Below are 21,938 nucleotides of genomic sequence, written 5' to 3' on the forward strand. Positions count from 1 at the left end.
ATGTATGTCACGATTAAATTAATAAGTTCTATTCTGTCAGGATAAACTTACACTATTATACCAAAGTTCACGTAATATCTGTTATAGTAATTGTATTTTCTAATGGGGATAATTTCTGGTATTGTTATGTAACAGGATAAAGAGGAAATTATTTAAAACTAAGGAAGATAAGCAACAGCAGTAGCTTCTTATTTTGCTTAGGAATGGTAGAGGAGAACACGAATATGGAAAGTTACGTAAAGAAAGACATTGAGCAGATCGGGGATATCGATATGTATTATGAACACATTCATGTTCATGACTCTTTCCCCACCCTGGTATTAATCCATGGGTTTTTATCATCAAGCTTTAGCTTCCGGAAACTGATACCCCATTTAACGAAAGACTATAATGTCATCTCGATAGACTTGCCTCCATTCGGTCAAAGTGGGAAAACTAATCGCTATACATACTCTTTCCGGAACATCGCAGGTTCCGTCGTACAGCTTTTGGAAGAAAAGAACATCAAGAAGTTCAGCATCATTGCGCATTCCATGGGTGGACAGGTTTCCTTGCAACTCATCAAAGCCTATCCTGGCCTGGTCGAGCGCGCCGTCCTTCTTGCCGGATCCGGGTACGAGCCAAGCTTCCCGAGAAAGATGAAGATGCTCAGCTACTTCCCTTTCTTTTCATTTGGGGTAAAGGGATATCTCCAAAGGTCCGGCATCGAAAAGAATCTAAGGAATGTCGTCCATAATCAGACGATGATCGACGATGAAATGCGCCAGGGCTATCTCGATCCTTTCATGAAGAAGCATGATATATTTCGTGCCTTAGGAAGGATGTTACGTGATAAGGAAAGCGATTTATCATCCGAACAACTTCATTCAATCGATACGCCCTGCCTGCTTGTTTGGGGGCGGTATGATCGAGTGGTTCCGCTCGACATTGGAAGAAGACTACATGAAGACCTCCCCAATTCCAAGCTCATTGTCATGGAAAACACGGGCCATTTACTTCCTGAGGAGAAACCCGAAGAAGTGTATCAGTTAATCAAGGAGTTTTTAGACGAATAGACGAAACCGTATAAAGAGGGATGACCCGAATTATAAAGAGGGATGACCCGAATTATAAAGAGGGATGACCCGAATTCGGAGTCATCCCTTTTCTTTAAATCGAGCAGCTGGCATCATTTTTGATGATCAGCAGTTTTTGTGCAACCTGTAGACACCGTTCCAACTGGACGGGTTCAGCAAATGCAAATTCGTAGATGGACTTGATTTTTTCCGCCAGTTCCTGAAGGTCATCTATATCGCGTAAGGCCACTACCGTGTCGGCAATCTCCGGTTCATATAGTTCCCCGCCAATCCCATACGGATCCCATTCTTGCAAAGTAGCCACAAACGCTATATTCATTTGTTGTGTATCCATTATAATCACCTGCTCCATAATTTCGGAAAGAACATGTTATCATAGTATCATAACAAGTATCTTTTCGTTAAGACGTTAACAGGGCATGATAAAAAATGATTTGGCGGTGAATATATTGAACAGATCTATTTTTGATGAACACATCAGTAGGGAACATACCGGTTCTGTAAAGTGGGACAAAATGGCCCTTACATCATTATATGGCAGGGAAGACATCCTGCCTATGTGGGTGGCCGATATGGATTTCCCTTCTCCTGAACCTATTCAAAAAGCGTTAATCGAACGAGCGAATCATCCGGTCTTCGGATATACCGTCCCTTCAGAGTCGGTGTACGGCGAGATTCAAAAATGGGTGAAAGACCGGCATCAATGGTCCATCACAAAAGACATGATCACATTCAGTTCTGGCGTCGTTTCAGCCATCGGTTCCACCATTCAGGCCTTTACGGAACCTGGGGATAAGATTCTGGTGCAATCTCCTGTCTATACCCCTTTCTTCGACATGATTAAAAACAATGGACGGGAAGTGGTCAATAGTCCCCTTCTCTTGGAAGCTAACGGATTTGCCATCGACTTTGAAGATTTTGAGGAAAAGTTGAAGACCGGCGTTAAGCTATTCCTCCTTTGCAGTCCTCATAATCCTGGCGGTCGCATTTGGACAAAGGAGGAGTTATTGCGCATCGGGGAACTTTGCTTGGCCCATCATGTCACCATTGTCAGCGATGAGATCCACGCAGACCTCTTTCACTCAACAGCCATGCATCATCCTATCGCTTCATTGGCGGACAAGTTAGCCGATATCACGGTCACGTTAATGGCACCAAGCAAAACGTTCAATATCGCTGGTCTCCAGGCCTCGTTCTTGATTACCAGCAATAAAGAGCTCCAGGTCAAACTGCAGAATGCCCAAACAAGACAGGCCTTTCACGGTTTGAATATTTTTGCCTTAACGGCCATGGAAGCCGCCTACCGGGATGGGCTTAGTTGGCTCACCGATTTGATTGAGTATATTGAAGAAAATGTTAAAGTGGCCGAGGCGTTCATTTCTACTGAAATTCCTTCCCTTCGCGTCATGCATCCTGATGCCTCTTACCTCCTATGGATTGACTGTCGCGAACTCGGTCTTTCCGATAAGGAAATACAAGAACGACTGATCCATAAAGGAAAAATCGCCTTAGAGCCTGGAACAAAATATGGTGCAGGCGGAGAAGGATTTGTCCGGATGAATATCGGCTGTTCACGCAGCCTGCTGCAAGATGGATTAACTCGTCTCAAACTGGCTTTTTCATAAAACAGACAAAGAACCAGGCGAATTGCCTGGTTCTTTGCTTTTGGCTATTGGTTTTCTTCCTCGACATACGGATCTTTTTCATAACGCGGCAAATCTCCAAAGGGAGTCTGAGTATCCTCTTCTATTAAGTCATCTTCTATTTCCTGGTATTGGACGTTATGATAAACCGTTAAGTTTTCCCCATATAGATCCACACCGGCTATATTCTCATAGTTCTCGACGAATCCTACATTTTCAGACGAATCGATATACGTATCCTCATAATCACTTGGTGGATAGGCAAAGTCGGAAGGCGTCTCCGATGTACCATATCTAGCTACGTCTTGCCAGCTATCTTCCGCATCATATCCGACAGAGCTCGTCCCATCGCAATCATATGTGGCGAAGCTTGGACCAAGCACCTCCTCTTCGACCGGACGATTATGGGAAGTCTCTTGAGATGGGCTATGTTCCACACAAAAAGTCGTGGTCGGGACAATATTCAGCCTTTCAAGCGGAATCTCCTTCGAACAAACCTCGCATTTTCCATAATTCCCTTCATCAATGGCCTTAAGCGCTCGTTCGATATCCCTGATTTCATCACGATAATGCTCCCCAAGTGCCAAATCTTTTTCACGTTCGAATAATTCCGTTCCTTGATCCGCCGGATGGTTATCATACACGGATAGTTCCCCTGTCCAATTTCGTACGTTCTTTCTTAAGCCAAGTGCGTAAGATTCCTCTAATTGCTCTCCCAACCGGTGCTTCGTTTGCTGAAGTTGCTGTTGGAAGCTATTTAGTTGCTGATTGGATAGCATATGCAACACCCTTTCATAATCAACCTTTCCCTAGTATTTCTCTCTTTGGCGCATTCCATAAAGGTATTTTTTCCCTCGAGAATAAATTGAACAATCCTGCAAAAACTAACTAATGATACCAAATCTTAAAGGAGGCTAATCATTGTATTTTTATAAAGAGGATCTAATTAATATGATCGTACCGGACAAACCGGATCCACATGCTGCAAAAGTCCTTCAAGAAGCGCTCGGTGGCCAATTCGGAGAGATGCGTACGTTGATGCAGTTTTCGTTTCAAAGCGCCAACTTCCGTGGTAAGGAAAAAAAATATAGAGATTTAATACGCGGCATTTTTATAGAGGAGCTAAGCCATGTAGAGCTTGTTCAGACCACAATCAATCAGCTGCTAAATGAAGCGGGTGGAAATCTACCGGGAAATTCAGGTCCGAATGGTGCACCACTTGAGGAAGTGATTCAGTCTGGTGCGAACCCCCACCATTTTATCATCGGTGCCAAAGCTTCCCTTCCCGTAGACGCGGGAGGTAACCCTTGGAATGGGTCATGGGTATACGATCATGGAAACTTAATTGCCAACCTTTTAAACAATGTGATGCTTGAATCGACGGGGGTACTCCAAAAATCGAGAATTTATGAAATGAGCTCCAATAAAACCTTGCGTGAAACCATTGCGTTCCTCATGGTACGTGACAACGCCCATCAAAATGCGTTTGCAAAGGCTTTAGAAACACTGGGAGTGGATTGGGGTAAAATCTTCCCTGTCCCAAATTATGACCTGAATAAATATCCGGAATGCCGGAAATATGTAGATTTGGGCTACCATAATGCCCAATTCAACTTCAGGCTTGACCAAACCCAGATCGGCGAAGTATTCCAAGGGGAGACACCAAGCCGTAATGGCGGCAATCTTTCTGTCATGGAACCACCTAAAGGATTTCCAGTTCCAGAGATGCCGGACATGCCTAGTGAACATGCTCCAGGTTTGAATGACCTCAATAACTAAACGAAAAAGCGGACACATCGCTGTGTCCGCTTTTGTATGGATTGTGGATATTAATTATTGATATATTTTTCGAACACATACCCGAAATCTTTCACATGGTACCTCTTGCGGCTATCCATCAACCAGTCAAACGCAGCGGCATTGATATCCTTGAAGCTGGACACCATTTGGCTGCCATCTGTACGGACTTGATTCAATGTCGATGAGGCCAAATTTACGCTTTGTTGCGCAAATTGAAGGGCATAGGCATTCTCATGGCAAATTTCCGAAATTTTAACGAGTGATTTAAATAGATCCTTCAATTCCTCGATGAATTTCTTATGCACGTCAATCGAGAAGGTTTTAGCACCGATCGAGAATTTAATCTCAGCATCTAAATCGACGGTACCAGCGGTTTCTAATGTCACATGCGAAAACTCATACTGGCTATAGCTATATCTGGTCAGCATCCGTTTCTTGCTGATGGCACTTGTTCCGTCGAGATGGATGAACGCTTGGTTCGTGAAGCAATATTCATCCGTTTTCGATTTAATCAAGAAATAAATTTTCTCGTCATCTTCATGCATGATGTAATCATCAGCATCGACCTTATCATAATCAGCAGGCTTAATCACACTTCCTATATCACTGAGACCCAGAGCATCTGCTGCCATTTTCTTAAACATATCCATTCCTCCTATTTAAACTAGTTTTTCGAGAATGATTTCATCCCGTATTGGAATGCCATCGGAGCTGTAAAACGGGATTTCCGGTTTTGTCTTTCTTGACTCTTCCACGGCATTCCTCACAATCTCGGAAATGACATACCCACGTTTTTGAAAGAACTTCAAAGCCTGTAAATTATCATTCGTGGTAATGGCTTTAATGGAGTGGCAATTCTTTTCCTTGGCGATATTCTCAATCACATAAAGTAAGGATGAGCCCACGCCCTGATTCTCATGCTCACTGTTCAGGGAAATGATTTCACATTGTTGATTCAGCACTTTATACGTGACCATCCCCGTGATTTTCTCATCCCCATCCATTACCGCAAATCCATCGAGTTCCGCATAATGGAACATGCCGATTGAAAAGACGACTTGTGTCGTCTCCCAGTGTTCCATGAAGAAGCTCTTGACCGTATCTGTCGCAATCATTCTCTTCGCTATGATTTGCATAACACTTTCCGCCCCCAAAACTCTCTCTCTATAGCTTATAGTATAAAATGCTTATGCCAAAATGGGAACTAGTTTATTTGTTTCATTTTTTTCTAAAGTATTCCCGTTTTGCTAAAACGAGGTAGTCAGAAGCACAAAGCCGTTCAAGAAAGGGAATCATCTTGTAGATGCCGGTTTCTTTTCGTCACTTCCTCCTCGAACTTCTTCGTCTTCAATTCTTCTTTCTTCGAGTATCTGATGATGGCCCTCATCGTAAACCCAGCTGCAATCAAAAAGATGACACAGGTAATGCCTGCGGGAATATATTCACTTTTGTCTTCCGGAAAATAAAGAAACATGCCTAATAGTGCGGAGTAGAGAACGTCCATCTATTTCATCCTTCCTGAAAAATGATCTTTTTCCTCATTATAGCAATTATTGAATCAATCCACTAGTCAAGTTCCTCCCCTAGAAACTAAAAAGCGAGAGGCCCTATGCCCCCCGCTTCACGTACCTTCGTTTATAAAATCGTAATGCCTTTAATGACTACATCCACAGCTGGCTTGTCTCCCGCAACCGTCTCTACATTGGCGATCGTATCGACAACATCCATGCCCTCGATAACTTGGCCAAAAACGGAATGTTTGTGGTCTAACCATGGTGTTCCGCCATTTTCCATATACGCACTGATGATTTCTTCCGGATATCCGGCTTGCTTCATTTGTTCACCCATTCTGCTGTCTACATGCTGTGCCTGAACGATGAAGAATTGGCTTCCGTTCGTTCCTGGACCCGCATTCGCCATGGAAAGGGCTCCGCGCAGATTGAACAGTTCCATGGAGAATTCATCTTCAAAATTCGTGCCCCAGATGCTTTCCCCACCCATTCCTGTACCTGTCGGATCTCCGCCTTGTAGCATGAAATCCTTTATGACACGGTGGAAGATGATTCCATCGTAATATCCATTCTCGGCATGTGTTAAGAAGTTTTCTACTGTTTTAGGAGCATGCTTGGGAAACAGCTTGATTTTAATATCACCAAGCGTCGTCTGCATGATCACCGCTTTTTCATTTTCCGATATTTCGGTTGTTAATTGTGGAAATGTTGTCATGGTTCATTACCTCTTTCGTTTTTAAATAAATGGCTCATATCTCCATTCTTTAACCTTCATTTCTACACTTTACACGACTTCGGAAAAAAATGCATCTTTGATACAGTAAACAAATTCATTGTATAAAATCATCGTACTTATGTATCATGTAGGGAGTGAACAAGAAAGGTGGATGAAGGAATGTCCGAGCATGAATTCAAGGTTGGCGATAAGGTAACCGCCATTTATAAAACAGGGAAATATATCGGGGAAATCACCGATATCCGTCCTTCTGCATATCTTGTAAAAGTATTGGCAGTCATGAAGCATCCTATGCAGGGAGACCTTCATAATCCGAAGCAAACGGAAGTATCCATGTTTCATCAACGACGTGCCCTGGCATTCCGGGAACAAACCAATGTCCCGATGAATATGGTGAGGGTATACGATGGGGACATTCCAGATTATAAGGAATCCTTACGGGTATCTGTTGAGAAGATGGCCCGCACTTTAACCGAAAGCCAAACAGAATGGAACAACAAAAGTTTGGAGCTGCTTGAAGACCTAGCAGCGGATTATTTTAAATAACATATAATAAAAGCCAAATCAATAGAAATTGATTTGGCTTTTATAACGCTAAATGATTCAATACTTTGGATAAATCGATGCGGTCACCGATTGTCGTCGGTTCGTGATTTTTCATATAACTTTTGTCTTTCTCCACCAGTTTAAAGATATTATACGTGGTAATGGCATCATCAAGGGCCCTATGATGCTTACCTGTCCCCTCTTTTCCATAGGCCTGTACGGCTTTCCATAATCCCGTTTGATTTTGATCTCCGAAGAAACGCTTGTATTCCAGGCAAAGATCGCTCTGTTTCCCCGTGAAAGGGAAATTCAGACCTGCTTTTTGACAGTTCTGACGTAGCACCTTCATATCCATGTTACCCCAGGTGACGATGGTCGTTGGATGCTTCTCATCCAATTTTGCTAAAAAGGAAACCAATTCTTCAAATGAAATTCCACGATCCACCTGGTTTTGGGTGATATTCAGGAATTTCTTGCATCGATTCGTCAATTCTGGAAACCTTGACGGATTAACGTAGGAAGAAAACTGTTCTTGGACTGTATCGTTTACGACTGCGATTAAACCGACCTCAATGATTTCTGGGTAGAAACCAACTGGATTTGCCTTTCCTTCGGGCATTGTAAATTCAAAATCAATGAATACATACTGCTGTTGTCCATCCATTTTCCGAACCCTCCTTATTCATGACATCTTTCCACCGACTAAATTTGGTTATTTTTTCCGTAAGAATATTATAACAGAAGATTGAAATAAGTTTTTATTTGATTTTCATTAAGCCAGAGCCATTCACCCAGCCAGTTTTTCCCCATTGCGTTAAGCAACTTCAGAAGAAACCCTTTATCATCTTCCTTAATTGGATTATGATGGATGAAACGGAGCGAAAGGACCACTCTTTTTTACCCACATCTTTTCCATTAAGTTACTAAAAATATATTAGTTAGGAAGTTGAACTATGCGCGTGTACCTTGGCTATATCACGATTTTCTTCTTAGTTCCTGTCTTATCCATCTTCATCTTTCTTTCCTATCAGGAGTGGTCTTTAGCTGAAACTCCCCATCATGTCTTGGATGAACGCATCCCCTTCGATCAGATTGACCTGGCTCAGACCAGTTACATGACGGCCGCAAATGGGAAAGTGATTAGTGAAATTTCCAATGGAGAAAACCGGATCTATTTGAAGCTTGACGATATACCCGTGTTTCTAGAAGACCTGTTCATTGTCACGGAAGATCAAAAATTTTATGAGCATAGGGGAATTGATATAACCGCGATCAGTAGGGCCTTGCTTGTCAATTCACAGAAGAGTGCAATCAAACAAGGCGGGAGTACCATCACCCAGCAATTGGCCAGGAATGTTTTCCTTACCCATGACAAGACGTATAACCGAAAGCTAAGTGAACTCTTTTACGCCTACCAGCTAGAACGGAAACGGTCCAAGTCCGAAATCATCGAGCTCTATATGAATGCCATTTACTTCAACAACGGGGCTTACGGAATCGAGGCGGCTTCCCAACTCTACTTCAGCCGATCGATCAAGGATCTATCAAAGGCCGAAGTGGCCTTTCTTGCAGCCATTCCTAATAATCCCGAACTCTATAACCCTCTTAAACACTTTGATAACACGAAAAAGCGTCAGGAGCGGATACTAAAACAAATGGTTGTCCAAGGTAAACTGGAGCAGAAGGAGTTCGATAAACTCATTAAAAAGGAAATCAGGTTGGACTTGTCCACCAACATCGATTTATACCCTGATTATGTGACATATGTCCATCAAGAGTTGAAAAACCTGGTCGCTTCGGCGGAAGGTCTGACAAAACCATTGAAAAGCTCGGATGAAGTCACACGCAATCAAGCGGAAGCCAAACTGAATGAACAGGTCACACAGCTTTTGAAATCTGGCGTGACCATTCACACGGCACTCGATATCAATTTACAGACCCAGGCCAAGTCGGCCATGCAATCGAAAATCGGATTCAATGATATCGAAGGTGCATCAGTGGTTATACAGCATCATACGCACCAGCTTGTCTCTTTGATTGGGGGAAAGGATTATAAAAAAAATTCTTTCAACCGGGCATACCAAAGTTACAGGCAACCTGGTTCGACCATAAAGCCTCTTCTGGATTATGCACCTTATATAGAAGAAACGGGAGCGGATATCAATCAGCTTGTTAGCGGGGCAAACTATTGTAGCAACAGCTACTGTCCACAAAATTACAATGGGGCGAGCTACGGCATGGTCACTATAAGGAATGCTTTTGCACAATCCTATAATACGCCGGCCATCAGGCTTTTTGAAAAGACCGGCATAGAAAAGAGCTTCAGCTATCTTAATGCCTTTCAATTCAAAAAGGTGTCCATCCAAGATCACCACATCAGTTCGGCCATCGGCGGTTTTGAATACGGGATGAGCCCTCTCGAAATGACCAATGCCTTTACATCATTCAATGATGGCCGCTACCAGCCTGCACGGGCAATCACGAAGGTCACGGACCAAGAAGGAAACGTTCTTTATAAATGGAAAAATCAATCGAAAAAGGTGTGGAATAAAAACACCGTCAGCAAAATGCGGCAGCTTCTTCACGAAGTCACCACAAATGGGACGGCACGCTCAGCCTATTTCCCGTCTGAATATATCGGGGGAAAAACAGGCACAACCAATGATGCCAAAGACATTTGGTTCGTCGGCCTGACAGGAAACTATACAACCGGCGTCTGGGTTGGGAAAGATAAGCCAGCCAACCTGCAAGCCGTCTATTCGCGACAGCCCCAGATAGAGATATGGAAGGCAATCAGCCAAGTCGCTGAATGGTAAAAGCAAGTCATGATAAGACGACGGAGGGATTATGATGCTAGGAATCGCAATTGAAAAATCACAGGATCATTTACTCATTAAATGGCAACTATCCACAATAGAAATACCCATTTCCGAAATCATAAGGGTGACTCAAGATGATACATATGCGGGTGAAGATAAACGTGCGATCAGAATTGGCACGCCATATGCTACAACGGATCGTATCGTGCTTCATACTGTATCTGATACGTATATCTTGTTCACAACGAATGCCACTTCCATACAAAACAAGATCAACGCACGGATATAAGGAACCAAGTACACGATGAAAAGAGCTGCTGGATGTTCCCGGCAGCTCTTTTCTCCGTATATGGATGAGTATTCCCTATATCGGTAGGCTGGCAATCACGCTGTTATACAACTTCAACCCTGAATAAGCGACGATGGCGACTAACGCGGTCCATACGAAGATGGGAAAGAAGATGAGTCCGACCAGCCCAGATACATTCACACTGGAGCTTAACTTAAACACAAAGTAAATCAGGGCCACGACATTCGTGATAAGGAAGATGGAAATGAGCCCCGGGAGGAATTGGACGCTGAACAATGAACAAGCTCCGCCGATCACATAAATGACCGACCCCATCCTGATGCTCGTCAATGCTTTCCCATCCGAATCTTTGGAAAAGAATAGAAGGGAAAGCTCAATGACCGTGTCCGAGATTAACTTCAGCGCTGCAAAGACCATGAACATGACCAACAACAACACAATCATCAAGGCAAGCTTAATTCCTGTCTCGGAAAAGAACTCCAACATCCCTTGATAGATTCCTAAATTCCCGAATAAGATAAGCACCTGCATTTCCCCATAAATCGCAAAGGACAGACTAAACAGTAGTATCGCAATGATCGGGAAATAACTAAGTAAATACGTGTTTTTCATTTTTTCTCCATCCATGTATCTTTTATCCTATTATTATGCAAGATATAAAAGGATTTCACAATGGATTTTTACATATATTCCCCTCTTTGCACCCCTCTGAAAATATTTTTTGAGCCGTTTCACGCTCCTTTTCTACCTATATATAAAACTCGATATCAATCAGTATTCCTCGCTCCTAATGTCATGCAAACCCTCAAAAATTGGGTTATACTTTTAGGAATGACACGTAACACATATAAAAAAAACACATTCAACGAAGATACTTTACCGTCTAGGATTGTGTAAAAAAATGCATAATAAGGCGATGACTTCGTTTATAAGGGGGGAGTTTATGTCTTTGCTTCATTGGGCGGTATTATCACCATTTCTTTTGGCCATCTTAATACCGTTTTTATACAAGTATTTACGTCGAATACATACTGGCTGGTTTGTACTGATTTTACCCGTTCTTCTATTTAGCTATTTTTCCCGGTTCATTTCTTCAACCAAACAAGGGGAGACCATAACTGAACGGGCTACTTGGATTCCTTCACTAGGAATACATATTGACTTTTATGTAGACGGACTAGGTCTTTTGTTCGCTCTGCTCATAACGGGGATTGGTTCACTCGTTATTTTGTATTCCATCTTTTATCTATCAAAAGAAAAAGAAAAACTGAACCAGTTTTATGTCTTTCTCTTACTATTCATGGGCGCCATGCTTGGTGTGGTCCTTTCCGACAATTTAATCGTTCTCTATTCATTTTGGGAATTTACAAGTTTGTCATCCTTTTTACTCATTGGGTATTGGAACGAAAGGGAACGCTCACGTTATGGAGCTCAGAAATCCCTGCTGATCACCGTCTTTGGCGGATTAAGCATGCTTGGGGGAATCGTGCTCCTTTCCATCATGGGAAACACCTACAGCATAAGGGAACTGATAGCTCAAAGCGGCGAACTGTTGGATCATCCGCTTTTCATCCCTGCTCTTCTACTCATTTTACTGGGTGCCTTCACTAAATCGGCACAGTTCCCATTTCACATCTGGCTACCTGATGCCATGGAAGCACCGACACCAGTCAGTGCCTATCTCCATTCCGCGACAATGGTCAAGGCTGGCATTTATCTGGTTGCCCGTCTAAGCCCGGTGTTTGCGGAATCCGGTGTCTGGTTCTGGCTCGTTTCGATTGCCGGGTTGGTCACCTTATTCTGGGGTTCATTCTCAGCTGTGAAACAAACGGACTTAAAGGGGATTCTTGCCTTTTCCACCGTCAGTCAGCTTGGTTTGATCATGTCTCTATTGGGAATCGGAGCCGCTGCCCTTCACTATGACACGCTGGGGGACAATATATACCTGGCCGCAACAGTGGCCGCCGTCTTCCACTTGATTAACCATGCAACCTTCAAAGGAAGTCTATTCATGGTGGCAGGTATTATTGACCACGAAACTGGTACAAGGGACATCCGCAAGCTTGGTGGCTTGATGCAGCTGATGCCCATCACCTTTACGGTGGCCATCATCGGTGCCTTTTCCATGGCCGGGCTTCCTCCGTTCAATGGGTTCTTAAGTAAGGAAATGTTCCTGGCTGCCATGGTGAATGTATTGGAACTGGATATATTCAATATGGAGACATGGGGCGTGTTATTCCCGGTAGTGGCTTGGGTTGCTAGTGTTTTCACTTTCATTTACAGCATGATTGTCGTTCTTAAGCCTTTTACAGGGAAACTTCGACATTTGGATAAGAAACCGCATGAAGCACCGATTGGCATGTTGATTTCACCGATTATCCTTGCGTCTTTGGTCCTTGTATTCGGGATTTTCCCTAATCTACTATCTTCGTCAATCATCGAGCCGGCTGTGGCGAGTATACAGCCAAGCTTGGCAGACCCGGATTATCATGTTCATATCGCATTCTGGCATGGTTTCCAGCCGGAAGTATGGATGACGATCGGAATCATTGTGGTAGGGATCATTTTATACAAAACGTTATCCAAATGGAACGGCATCTATCGGATAGTGCCAGACCGTTTTTCATTGAACTCCCTTTATGATCATGGATTAAAGGGGATGGAACGCTCGGCATCTACCATCATGAAGTTTCTCATGACAGGGTCGATTCGAAACTATCTGCTCTCGATTTTCCTTTTCTTCATCCTTTCCTTAGGCTTTTCCCTTTACTGGAAAGATGCCTTTGTACTCGATACAGGAAACTTTGCTCCATTCGGCGTCTATGAAGTCGTTTTGGCGGCTATCATCGTGATTGGATCGATTGCCATTCTATTTGCGAAATCCCGTTTAACATCGATCATCCTCTTAGGGGCGGTCGGCTATACCATTTCCCTATTTTTCGTCTTGCTTAGAGCACCGGATTTGGCATTGACGCAACTTGTCATTGAAACCATCTCCGTCGCGCTTTTCCTGCTCTGTTTCTTCCATTTACCATTACTTGCAAGCAGGAAGGAAGAGCGGATGACATTCAGGTTGAATAATGCCTTGATTTCAATTGGCGTTGGCGTGATCGTCACATTGATTGCTTTATCAGCGCATAGCAATAAGCTATTTGCTTCCATTTCAAGTTATTACCTTGAAAATGCGTATAAGGAAGCAGGAGGAAAAAACGTGGTCAATGTCATTCTCGTTGACTTCCGCGGACTTGATACGATGTTTGAAATAAGTGTTCTTTCCATCGCAGCACTCGGGATCTTCGCGATGATTAAATTGCGACTGACTGGGAGGAAAGATAAATCATGAAACAAAATGACTTGATTCTTCAAACGGTGACAAAGGTTGCGGCCTTTGTTATCCTACTTTTTTCCGTTTCCATCTTTTTAGGCGGCCACTACTCACCGGGGGGCGGGTTTGTCGGCGGATTGATGACATCAGCGGCGATTGTCCTTCTTTTACTCGCCTATGACATTAAAACCGTCGCGGAGATCTTGCCGATTGACTATAAACTGATGATAGGTGCAGGTTTATTCATCTCTGCCCTGACTGTAGCCGGTTCGCTCCTGTTCGGGGTTCCGCTCATGACTCATGTGTACCGTTATATCGATTTTCCCATCCTTGGTCACATCTCGCTTCATACAGCGGTACTTTTTGATTTAGGCGTTTACCTCGTGGTTGTTGGTGTAACGATGACCATTATTCAAACGATAGGGGAGAGTGAATAATGGAACTTTTAATGGCCATTGTCATAGGAATTCTATTTATGTGTGCAACCTACTTGATGCTATCCAAGAGCATTTTGCGGATCATCATCGGTACAGGGTTGCTTAGTCATGGGGCCCATCTTTTGATTTTAACGATGGGTGGTTTAAAAGGAGGTTCCGTCCCATTGCTTGGGGATGTGGCGACGTCTTATGTTGACCCGCTTCCACAAGCTCTCATCTTAACGGCGATCGTCATCAGCTTCGGTGTCACTTCCTTTTTATTAGTACTTGCCTACCGGACCTACCAGGAACTGGGGACGGACGATATGGAAGAAATGAGAGGTACCGACACAAATGATTAATCTACCATTCTTGCCTGTTTTATTACCGCTTTTTACAGGCATCATCCTTATTTTCTTTTCAAAAAAAATCAAGCTTCAACGAGGGATTTCTTTCATTTCATCCCTCATCGGAATCGGGATTGCTATCTATTTGGTCCTTTCCGTTCATAATGAAGGGATCTTGACACTGGGAGTCGGCAGCTGGGATGCGCCTTTCGGTATTGTGATTGTCGCTGACATGCTTGCCTCCTTACTCGTTCTGACCACGAATATCATTGGATTGGCGATACTGGTTTACTCGTTTTACTCCATAGGGAAAGAACGTGAGGCCCATTATTACTATCCTGTCTTTCAATTTTTACTGATTGGCGTGAATGGGGCATTCCTTACCGGTGACCTGTTCAACCTATTCGTCTTTTTTGAAGTCATGCTGATGGCCTCCTACGTACTCCTTGTCTTGGGAGGAACGAAAATTCAGCTGAGGGAATCATTGAAGTACATCATCGTCAATGTTCTTTCTTCCTCCTTTTTCGTCATCATGGTCGCTTATCTGTATTCAGTGCTCGGCACGTTGAATATGGCACACCTGAGTCAGCGGATAGCAGAGGCAGGACAACCTGCCATCCTATCGGTCATCGCGATCGGCTTCTTGATCGTCTTTGGCTTGAAGGGAGCCATTTTTCCGCTATTCCAGTGGCTTCCGGGTTCTTACTATGCACCGCCTATCCCCGTGATGGCCTTATTTGGAGCCTTGCTGACCAAAGTCGGGGTCTATTCCATTTTCAGGACCTATACACTCATGTTTCATCATGACCAAGATTTCACCCATATGTTTCTCCAAGTCCTGGCGATTTTAACCATCATCATGGGAGTCATCGGTGCAATCGCCTATTGGGATGTTAAAAAGATCATCATTTATAATATCATCATTGCCGTCGGCGTCATCATCTTCGGAATTTCGTTGATGAATGAACCAGCCTTATCCGGATCGATCTTATACATCATTCATGACATGTTAATCAAAGCCGCACTGTTTTTATTGGTGGGCATCATGATTAAGATCAGTGGCTCTGATGATTTACGGAATATGGGCGGATTGATCAAGCAATATCCTGGCCTTGCCTGGACCTTCTTCATCGCAGCCTTATCACTGGCCGGAATCCCTCCATTCAGCGGATTTGCCGGCAAGCTGATGATCCTTCAAGGGGCAGCCGACAAAGGAGCCTATATTGGCTTGGCGATGGTCTTGCTATCAAGTTTGATGGTCCTATATTCTGTGATGAAAATTTTCATACACGGTTTTTGGGGAACCCCGAAAGTCGCGTATACCCTAGGTAAGGCAACGGTCAACACAATGCTTGTCCCTGCGGTCCTGCTTGTCGCCATTTCCGTCTTATACGGAGTGGGAACAGAAGCGGTTTACCCCTATATTTTACAAGCCGTTGACACATTAATGAATCCCGATATTTATATCGATGCGGTTTTAAAGGAGTAATGCCTGATGTCCTTTCAAATTTTACTGAATGTATTCCTGGCTATCATCTGGATGTTTTTGAAAAATGAATTCAACGGAAGCACCTTCATCATTGGCTATGTTTTAGGACTTGGCATCCTGTTTATCTTCCGTCATTTTTTCACCAGCCGTTTTTATCTCAACCGAGTGTATGCCGTCATCCGGCTGTTCTTCATTTTCGCCAGGGAGCTCCTGTTATCCAATATTAGCGTACTTAAGGTCATACTTAAGCCAAGGCTCGATATGAAACCGGGTATCTTCGCATACGAGACCGTGCTTACGAAGGATTGGGAGATTACCGTCCTATCCAATTTAATCACGCTGACCCCAGGCACCCTGGTTGTGGAGGTTTCGGAAGACAATCGCATCCTTTATATCCACGCGATGGATATCGCTGATAAAGAAGAAGCCGTCGACAGCATTAAATACACATTTGAAAAAGCAATCATGGAGGTGAGCAAATAATGTTCGATCTTTTACTTAAAATCGCTTTGCTCGGTGTCTCACTATCCATGCTCGGGTTTCTATACCGGTTAATTAAAGGACCTTCTGTTCCTGACCGGGTCATTGCCCTGGATGCGATGGGCATCAACCTCATCGCTCTCGTGGCGCTCGCATCCATCGTCATGGATACGAATGCTTATTTAGAAGCCATCCTGTTGCTCGGCATCCTGTCATTTATCGGAACGGTCGCTTTCGCCAAGTTCCTTGAGAAAGGGGAGATCATCGAAAATGACCGAAATCGCTGAATTTCTTTCTGCAGGCTTTATTTTGATCGGTGTCTTTCTATTCTTGGTATCCGCCTTCGGCATTATCCGGTTGCCTGATGTTTATACACGAAATCATGCCGTATCCAAAAGTTCCACCCTCGGGATCATGTTCATCCTGATTGGGACACTCTTATACTTTTATTACAAGCACAGTCATTTCGATTTCCGTGTCGTACTAGCCATCATCTTCATCTTCATGACCAGTCCAGTAGCCGGACATTTGATCAACCGCTCCGCCTACCATTCTGGCGTTAAAATGTGGGATCAAAGTGTCCAGGATGAATTGAAGAAAAGCCGATGAAGCAAAAAAGGAGCTGCCGTTTTACCCAACGGCAGCTCCTTTTTGTTCACTCTCACTTTGGCAGGTCGATGACTGCCAGCGTACATCTGGAAACGCAGACCAGGTTTCCTTCTTCATCCCGGATCTTCACATCCCATATCATGGTTGTTCTCCCATGATGAAGGATGTTCCCTTCTGCAGTGACAAGGCCCGAACGGACACCCCTTACATGATTTGCGTTGATTTCAAGCCCGACGACCGCTTGTTTCGTGCCGTCGACCAGCTGGAAACCACCGATGCTCGCAACCGACTCGGCCAGGGCGACCGATGCGCCTCCATGCAATAGACCAAATGGCTGTTTTGTCCGTTCATCGACGGGCATGGTCGCAATGACTTTCCCATTACTCAATTCCTTCATTTCTATCCCAAGTGCGCCAATCAACGAACCTTCCACATTGATATCCATCTTAGACCCATCCCTTTCATTTTAGAATTCTATCATTAAAACCATTCTACCTTGTCTGGGTGAGTTATAACAGATATAAATGAATAACCATTCATTATTGATGAAAAAAGAGGATGATCCGGGTACCTTCCAGTCATCCTCCATCTCATATACATGCCTGTCTTACTTGGATATAACCTGCTTCAGCTCCGACCAGTTTGTCAGTCTTGGGATGGACTCTATCTCACGGTTATAGGAATTATCGATGGCATATACCTTCGTTTGAATGCCCACCAACGTTTCCAAAACGGCCGGTTTATCATCGAAATAATAGTCCAGCTCCAATTTCTTGATCGTTTCAATTTTTTCATGGTCTTTCATGCCACAATAAAAATGGTCGTCCTTTACAGGGAATCCATTCTCGATCATCCATTGTTTCGTCCGTTCACCATGCTCGGCTTTTCTTGCCGTAATATAAAAGATTTCATGTCCTTCGTTTTCAAGGGTCTGTAATGCTTCCACTGCCCCCTCAAACGCCGGGCACGAGGAATAATAGATTTCTTCGGCAAGGCTATTCCACATTTTTCCGCCTTCTTCTTTACTCATCTCGAACAATTCATGAATCTCCAAGGTTTTCAAGGCTTTGAATTTTGTTAACTCTACATTTTTATTGAGCTTTTCATTATATAACTGGAATGCATATTCCCTTAAATTAATCAAAGTATCATCTATATCAAAACCGAATCTCATCTTCTTCACTCTCCATTTAAACATACGCGGTAAACAAGGATTCAAAAGATTTCTCCATGTCCACCTGCAAGGCCTGTAGCTTTTCAATATAAGCTCTTCTTTTTGGCTCCGCCCTTTTGAGCCCCGTTAATCCGCTATCTCCCAGAAGGATGTGTTCATAAATTTGTTGGGCCACTAGTTCAGCGTCACCCAGGGCACAATTGAGTCCGAAAGCACCAGTGGGGGTCATAGTATGGGCCGCGTCCCCCACTAGCAGAACACCATCTTTGGTCCACGTTTCACATGAGCAACTATGAACGTCCAATAAAATGAAGTCCTGCCAGGATTGGATATTTTCACGGACCACACTCCGTAACTCTGGGAAATTCATGATCAACTTTTCAATAAAAGGTTCAAAAGGCTGTTTCCGAAGCTGAGCGTACGAACCATGTTCTATATTCCATCCGATTTGGATGAACCCCCCCGCCTGAGTGAAGAGTGCCAACTGGGAACCATTGACCAATGCATTCTTGATCGATGGCTTCCATCCGTAAGGGGCCGGTATTTTAGCCCAGAGTAAATCATAGCCGTGGTTCTTGACCTCAACCGGGATTTTCGCTTTTTTCCGGACCGTTGAAAACCTTCCATCCGCCCCGACAATCAATCGGCTTTGAATGGTGAATTCACTCCCATCCTTAACGGCTTTCACTCCACAGAACCGCCCCTCTTTGTCCTGGACGAGATCTGTCACCCTCGTGTTCAGCATCAAGTGGAAGGAATCTAACTTTTCAGCTTCATCCAAGATCACCTTCAACAGATGCTTCTGCGGAACATGAATGCCCAGATTATCTTGATGGGCGTCCGGATAAATCTCTTTTACCAGTCGCCCCTCCTGCCAATATTCAATCTGTTCCATTCTAAGCAGGCCCAGATTCTCCACTTTCGCAAATAAGCCAAGCTTTTTAAGGATGCTCTCCCCTTCATCGTTTAAGAATTCCCCTCGAAATTCCTGTGCGACTGCCTGATTCCGCTCAAGGAGGATGACCGAAATGTTCTGTTTGGCCAATAAATAGGCTAAAAGCGCCCCTCCAGGTCCTGAACCAACAATGCAAACATCCGTTTTACCCATCATGCTTCTCACCTGTTGTCTATTTTATTTTGGATAAGCCGTTATGCGGATGTCTTCCCCAAACGTATCAACATGAGAGATGGAAACATCCAAGGCTTCATCCATTTGATTTACATCGTCCCCTGAAAAAGGAGTAAGTGAGTTTCTTCCACCCAATAGTTTAGGAGCTACATAGATTAGATATTTATCGATGAGTCCTGCCCTTAAGAATGAAGCATTTACCTCGCTTCCGCCTTCAAGCAAGACATCCGTTATCCCCTTTTTATATAGTTCGGCCATCAGGATCTCCAAATCCAACCCTGCTTCTGTTTTGGGGACCATGATGAATTCGACTCCTCTTTCGCTTAGGGAGGCGATTTTTTCCAACGAGGCATTTTCATGCGTGACAATGACCGTTCTCGCTTCTTCTACCTGTAAGACATGGGAATCTAGAGGTACGCGGAGTTCACTATCCAAAATGATGCGGACCGGATTTTTTCCCCCGCCTTCAGGAAGCCGGGTCGTCAAGGATGGATTATCGGCCAGGACCGTTCCGATGCCGACTAAAATTGCATCGACCTCATTACGTAGCAAGTGGACCGAGTGACGGGATTCTTCCCCTGTAATCCATTTCGAATGTCCAGTGTGGGTCGCCAGCTTCCCATCGAGCGTCATCGCAAATTTGGACAGGACAAAAGGCCGCCCTGTCGTCATATTATGGATAAAGCGTTCATTCAGCCTTCGTGCTTCTTTTTCCAAAATGCCCACTTCCACTTCAATGCCTGCCTCTTTAAGAAGCGCGATTCCTCTCCCTGCAACTTCCGGGTTGGGATCTTCCATGGCCACTACGACCCGTTTAATTCCCGATTCCTTCACCAAGTTCGCACATGGTGGTGTTTTCCCATAATGGGAACAAGGTTCAAGCGTCACATATAAAGTTCCACCTTTGGCATACTCTCCCGCCATTTTGAATGCATGGACCTCGGCATGCGGTTCACCGGCTTTGCGGTGAATCCCTGTTCCGGCAATCACGCCGTCTTTCACAATAACAGCCCCGACGATGGGGTTCGGGTTCGTCTTCCCTTTAGCACTGCCCGCTAGGTCCAAAGCCAGTTTCATGTAATATTGATCATTATTCATCATCACAGCTCCCCTTCACACAATTACAGTGGGATCCTCTAGTGGGATATGCCCGGATTTCTTGATTTTTGTATCCAGATAGAAACTATTCGTTTCAGTCAAACCACCCCAAAGCGGGATATGATTCTTCGCCGTCAAGCCATGCTCCTTAAGCGCTGCCAGCTTTTTAGGATTATTCGTAATCAGCGTTACGGGTTTATGACGCAGAGCTTTCAACACCGTGATCGCTCCTTCATAAGATCTTGTATCATCTTCGAATCCCAAAGCATGGTTCGCTTCAACGGTGTCAAATCCTTCTTGCTGAAGCAAGTAAGCCAATGATTTTGTAAATAAGCCAATACCTCTTCCCTCATGATCCGCAAGGTAAAAAATGGCGCCGGTTCCGTCGTCGGCAATCATCCTCATCGATTGGTGAAGCTGGTATCCACAATCACAACGTTGACTGCCGAATATATCCCCCGTATGGCAGATGCTGTGCATACGGACGAGTGCATCCTCCGCTTTCTCGAAATCACCATACACTAATACCGAAGATTGCTGGCCAAAAGCCAAGTTGGCAGTCGAAAGCGATTCGAGCACTGCTTCTTCATCATTATCCTCGCCATCAAGCTGAAGCCAGGTGTACCATTGGAAGACAGCCGAAAAGTCACCTTGCTTAACAGGGAGATTCACGGGACCGACCAGGCATAGATCATCTTTACCCGGTGTTTTCAGGATGTTCATTTTATCTATTAAAAGGTCTTTTATTTGCTTTGTTATTTTCATAGTAAAATCACCTATTTTTTAGTTTTATATAGTACGGTCTCGCTACTTACTTAAGGTAAGCAAGTATTTTAAGTATACTACCAAGCGAGGATTTTTACAAATAATAGTGTACACTTCTTTCTATTTTCCAAGTAAGAAAAACGGCTTTCTAAAACACTATCATAATCTTCTACATCCACTCATATTTTAACCTATATAATAAACCTGTCTATGGAAAGACATAGGAAAGGGAGGCAAACCTTTGGCTGATATCCCTTATTTTTTTTTCGACCAAGATTTTTTTCAGAGAAACCGTGATTGGGGAATGCCTTATCGCAATCAGGTAGATCCGCTGCTTCGCCCTTTCTCCGCCGGAAACCCCGACCTCTTGATTCAATCGGCTAAATCTTCGCAATCGTTAATGGATGATGCAAAAAAAGTAGTGGATATGATTGCCTCGTCCAAACCATTTTCGACACGGCTCATGTCCGCCGCCCAAGAATCGAAAACGGCTGCCGTCACCGACATGATCAAAAAGACAGGTATTAAAAACGAACCAGATATCAAGTACAATCCCGATGGCATCCGTTTTGATTTTTATCCAAAAAAAGGAGAGATAAATTGCCATGTCATCATCAGTTTGAAGTGGAGCAACATATGAAAAAACCGAAGCCTCTTTCCGGCTT

Annotated in this window: 27 protein-coding genes; 14 read left to right on the forward strand and 13 right to left on the reverse strand. The window is 43.9% G+C overall.

The genetic code is table 11. The features are described from left to right. Positions 1-224 precede the first annotated feature (224 nt). Entirely contained in the window at positions 225-1,055 is an 831-nt protein-coding gene (locus ACIQXR_RS04010) for an alpha/beta fold hydrolase (protein WP_402871103.1), read from the forward strand. A 94-nt stretch (positions 1,056-1,149) separates the two neighbouring features. On the opposite strand, the gene ACIQXR_RS04015 is transcribed toward ACIQXR_RS04010, so the two are convergent. Continuing rightward, a complete protein-coding gene (locus tag ACIQXR_RS04015) occupies positions 1,150-1,410 on the reverse strand; it encodes a DUF1871 family protein (RefSeq protein ID WP_402871100.1) in 261 nt (86 codons plus the stop codon). A gap of 85 nt (positions 1,411-1,495) precedes the next feature. Here ACIQXR_RS04015 and ACIQXR_RS04020 point away from each other — a divergent pair, with 85 nt between their 5' ends. Beyond that, complete coding sequence (locus ACIQXR_RS04020; protein ID WP_403079518.1) at positions 1,496-2,701, forward strand: MalY/PatB family protein; 1,206 nt, start codon at positions 1,496-1,498, stop codon at positions 2,699-2,701. Positions 2,702-2,745: 44 nt separating this feature from the next. Here the strand turns inward: ACIQXR_RS04020 and ACIQXR_RS04025 are convergent, their stop codons facing one another. Beyond that, complete coding sequence (locus ACIQXR_RS04025; RefSeq protein ID WP_402871095.1) at positions 2,746-3,498, reverse strand: TraR/DksA C4-type zinc finger protein; 753 nt, start codon at positions 3,496-3,498, stop codon at positions 2,746-2,748. Between the two features lie 142 nt (positions 3,499-3,640). Here ACIQXR_RS04025 and ACIQXR_RS04030 point away from each other — a divergent pair, with 142 nt between their 5' ends. After that, on the forward strand, positions 3,641-4,498 hold the full coding sequence (locus ACIQXR_RS04030; RefSeq protein WP_402871092.1) for a manganese catalase family protein: 858 nt from the start codon (positions 3,641-3,643) through the stop codon (positions 4,496-4,498). A gap of 50 nt (positions 4,499-4,548) precedes the next feature. Here the strand turns inward: ACIQXR_RS04030 and ACIQXR_RS04035 are convergent, their stop codons facing one another. From ACIQXR_RS04035 to ACIQXR_RS04050, 4 genes are all read right to left on the reverse strand, one after another. Continuing rightward, a complete protein-coding gene (locus tag ACIQXR_RS04035; RefSeq protein WP_402871090.1) occupies positions 4,549-5,163 on the reverse strand; it encodes a PH domain-containing protein in 615 nt (204 codons plus the stop codon). A gap of 15 nt (positions 5,164-5,178) precedes the next feature. After that, positions 5,179-5,655 (reverse strand): GNAT family N-acetyltransferase, encoded by a 477-nt coding sequence (locus ACIQXR_RS04040; RefSeq protein WP_402871088.1) that lies wholly within the window; start codon positions 5,653-5,655, stop codon positions 5,179-5,181. Positions 5,656-5,798: 143 nt separating this feature from the next. Beyond that, complete coding sequence (locus tag ACIQXR_RS04045) at positions 5,799-6,023, reverse strand: hypothetical protein (protein ID WP_402871085.1); 225 nt, start codon at positions 6,021-6,023, stop codon at positions 5,799-5,801. Between the two features lie 131 nt (positions 6,024-6,154). Beyond that, positions 6,155-6,745: a peptidylprolyl isomerase gene (locus tag ACIQXR_RS04050; RefSeq protein ID WP_402871083.1), complete on the reverse strand. Its 591-nt coding sequence runs from the start codon at positions 6,743-6,745 to the stop codon at positions 6,155-6,157. 180 nt (positions 6,746-6,925) lie between these two features. Here ACIQXR_RS04050 and kapB point away from each other — a divergent pair, with 180 nt between their 5' ends. After that, the gene (kapB, locus tag ACIQXR_RS04055; protein WP_402871080.1) at positions 6,926-7,312 is read left to right on the forward strand and encodes a kinase-associated lipoprotein KapB; all 387 of its coding nucleotides are present in this window, start codon (positions 6,926-6,928) and stop codon (positions 7,310-7,312) included. Positions 7,313-7,352: 40 nt separating this feature from the next. Here the strand turns inward: kapB and kapD are convergent, their stop codons facing one another. After that, entirely contained in the window at positions 7,353-7,976 is a 624-nt protein-coding gene (kapD, locus tag ACIQXR_RS04060; RefSeq protein ID WP_402871079.1) for a 3'-5' exonuclease KapD, read from the reverse strand. 289 nt (positions 7,977-8,265) lie between these two features. Between kapD and ACIQXR_RS04065 the strand changes: the two genes are divergently transcribed. Beyond that, positions 8,266-10,128 (forward strand): transglycosylase domain-containing protein, encoded by a 1,863-nt coding sequence (locus tag ACIQXR_RS04065; protein ID WP_402871077.1) that lies wholly within the window; start codon positions 8,266-8,268, stop codon positions 10,126-10,128. A gap of 34 nt (positions 10,129-10,162) precedes the next feature. After that, positions 10,163-10,420, forward strand: a complete 258-nt coding sequence (locus ACIQXR_RS04070) for a SunI/YnzG family protein (RefSeq protein WP_402871075.1) — start codon at positions 10,163-10,165, stop codon at positions 10,418-10,420. A gap of 75 nt (positions 10,421-10,495) precedes the next feature. Here ACIQXR_RS04070 and ACIQXR_RS04075 read toward each other — a convergent pair whose 3' ends face one another. After that, entirely contained in the window at positions 10,496-11,068 is a 573-nt protein-coding gene (locus tag ACIQXR_RS04075; RefSeq protein WP_402871073.1) for a DUF5366 family protein, read from the reverse strand. Between the two features lie 316 nt (positions 11,069-11,384). Here ACIQXR_RS04075 and ACIQXR_RS04080 point away from each other — a divergent pair, with 316 nt between their 5' ends. The 7 genes from ACIQXR_RS04080 to mnhG are packed head-to-tail and all read left to right on the forward strand — an operon-like array spanning position 11,385 to position 17,107. Beyond that, a complete protein-coding gene (locus ACIQXR_RS04080) occupies positions 11,385-13,784 on the forward strand; it encodes a Na+/H+ antiporter subunit A (RefSeq protein ID WP_402871071.1) in 2,400 nt (799 codons plus the stop codon). After that, positions 13,781-14,203, forward strand: a complete 423-nt coding sequence (locus ACIQXR_RS04085) for a Na(+)/H(+) antiporter subunit B (RefSeq protein WP_402871069.1) — start codon at positions 13,781-13,783, stop codon at positions 14,201-14,203. Before ACIQXR_RS04080 ends, ACIQXR_RS04085 begins: the two co-directional genes overlap by 4 nt. Further along, complete coding sequence (locus tag ACIQXR_RS04090) at positions 14,203-14,544, forward strand: Na(+)/H(+) antiporter subunit C (RefSeq protein ID WP_402871066.1); 342 nt, start codon at positions 14,203-14,205, stop codon at positions 14,542-14,544. Before ACIQXR_RS04085 ends, ACIQXR_RS04090 begins: the two co-directional genes overlap by 1 nt. Next, entirely contained in the window at positions 14,537-16,018 is a 1,482-nt protein-coding gene (locus ACIQXR_RS04095; protein ID WP_402871064.1) for a Na+/H+ antiporter subunit D, read from the forward strand. Before ACIQXR_RS04090 ends, ACIQXR_RS04095 begins: the two co-directional genes overlap by 8 nt. A 6-nt stretch (positions 16,019-16,024) precedes the next feature. Beyond that, positions 16,025-16,501 (forward strand): Na+/H+ antiporter subunit E, encoded by a 477-nt coding sequence (locus tag ACIQXR_RS04100; protein ID WP_402871061.1) that lies wholly within the window; start codon positions 16,025-16,027, stop codon positions 16,499-16,501. A gap of 47 nt (positions 16,502-16,548) precedes the next feature. Continuing rightward, on the forward strand, positions 16,549-16,785 hold the full coding sequence (locus ACIQXR_RS04105; RefSeq protein WP_402871344.1) for a Na(+)/H(+) antiporter subunit F1: 237 nt from the start codon (positions 16,549-16,551) through the stop codon (positions 16,783-16,785). After that, the gene (gene mnhG / locus ACIQXR_RS04110; RefSeq protein WP_402871059.1) at positions 16,769-17,107 is read left to right on the forward strand and encodes a monovalent cation/H(+) antiporter subunit G; all 339 of its coding nucleotides are present in this window, start codon (positions 16,769-16,771) and stop codon (positions 17,105-17,107) included. Before ACIQXR_RS04105 ends, mnhG begins: the two co-directional genes overlap by 17 nt. 52 nt (positions 17,108-17,159) lie before the next feature. Here the strand turns inward: mnhG and ACIQXR_RS04115 are convergent, their stop codons facing one another. The 5 genes from ACIQXR_RS04115 to ACIQXR_RS04135 all read right to left on the reverse strand — a co-directional run bounded on the left by ACIQXR_RS04115 (position 17,160) and on the right by ACIQXR_RS04135 (position 21,273). Next, positions 17,160-17,552, reverse strand: coding sequence for a hotdog fold thioesterase (locus ACIQXR_RS04115; RefSeq protein WP_402871057.1), 393 nt, complete (start codon positions 17,550-17,552; stop codon positions 17,160-17,162). Positions 17,553-17,714: 162 nt separating this feature from the next. After that, on the reverse strand, positions 17,715-18,281 hold the full coding sequence (locus tag ACIQXR_RS04120; protein WP_402871341.1) for a 5' nucleotidase, NT5C type: 567 nt from the start codon (positions 18,279-18,281) through the stop codon (positions 17,715-17,717). A gap of 16 nt (positions 18,282-18,297) precedes the next feature. Then, entirely contained in the window at positions 18,298-19,392 is a 1,095-nt protein-coding gene (locus ACIQXR_RS04125) for an FAD-dependent monooxygenase (RefSeq protein ID WP_402871054.1), read from the reverse strand. A gap of 21 nt (positions 19,393-19,413) precedes the next feature. After that, positions 19,414-20,508 carry a bifunctional diaminohydroxyphosphoribosylaminopyrimidine deaminase/5-amino-6-(5-phosphoribosylamino)uracil reductase RibD gene (ribD, locus tag ACIQXR_RS04130; RefSeq protein WP_402871052.1) on the reverse strand — a complete coding sequence of 365 codons (1,095 nt, stop codon included), beginning with the start codon at positions 20,506-20,508 and terminating at the stop codon, positions 19,414-19,416. Between the two features lie 15 nt (positions 20,509-20,523). Next, the gene (locus ACIQXR_RS04135; RefSeq protein WP_402871050.1) at positions 20,524-21,273 is read right to left on the reverse strand and encodes a GTP cyclohydrolase II; all 750 of its coding nucleotides are present in this window, start codon (positions 21,271-21,273) and stop codon (positions 20,524-20,526) included. Between the two features lie 241 nt (positions 21,274-21,514). Between ACIQXR_RS04135 and ACIQXR_RS04140 the strand changes: the two genes are divergently transcribed. Beyond that, positions 21,515-21,913 carry a YuzC family spore coat inner layer protein gene (locus ACIQXR_RS04140; protein WP_402871049.1) on the forward strand — a complete coding sequence of 133 codons (399 nt, stop codon included), beginning with the start codon at positions 21,515-21,517 and terminating at the stop codon, positions 21,911-21,913. Positions 21,914-21,938: the final 25 nt, after the last annotated feature.

Source organism: Peribacillus sp. NPDC097224 (assembly GCF_044761985.1).
GTDB lineage: Bacteria > Bacillota > Bacilli > Bacillales > DSM-1321 > Peribacillus.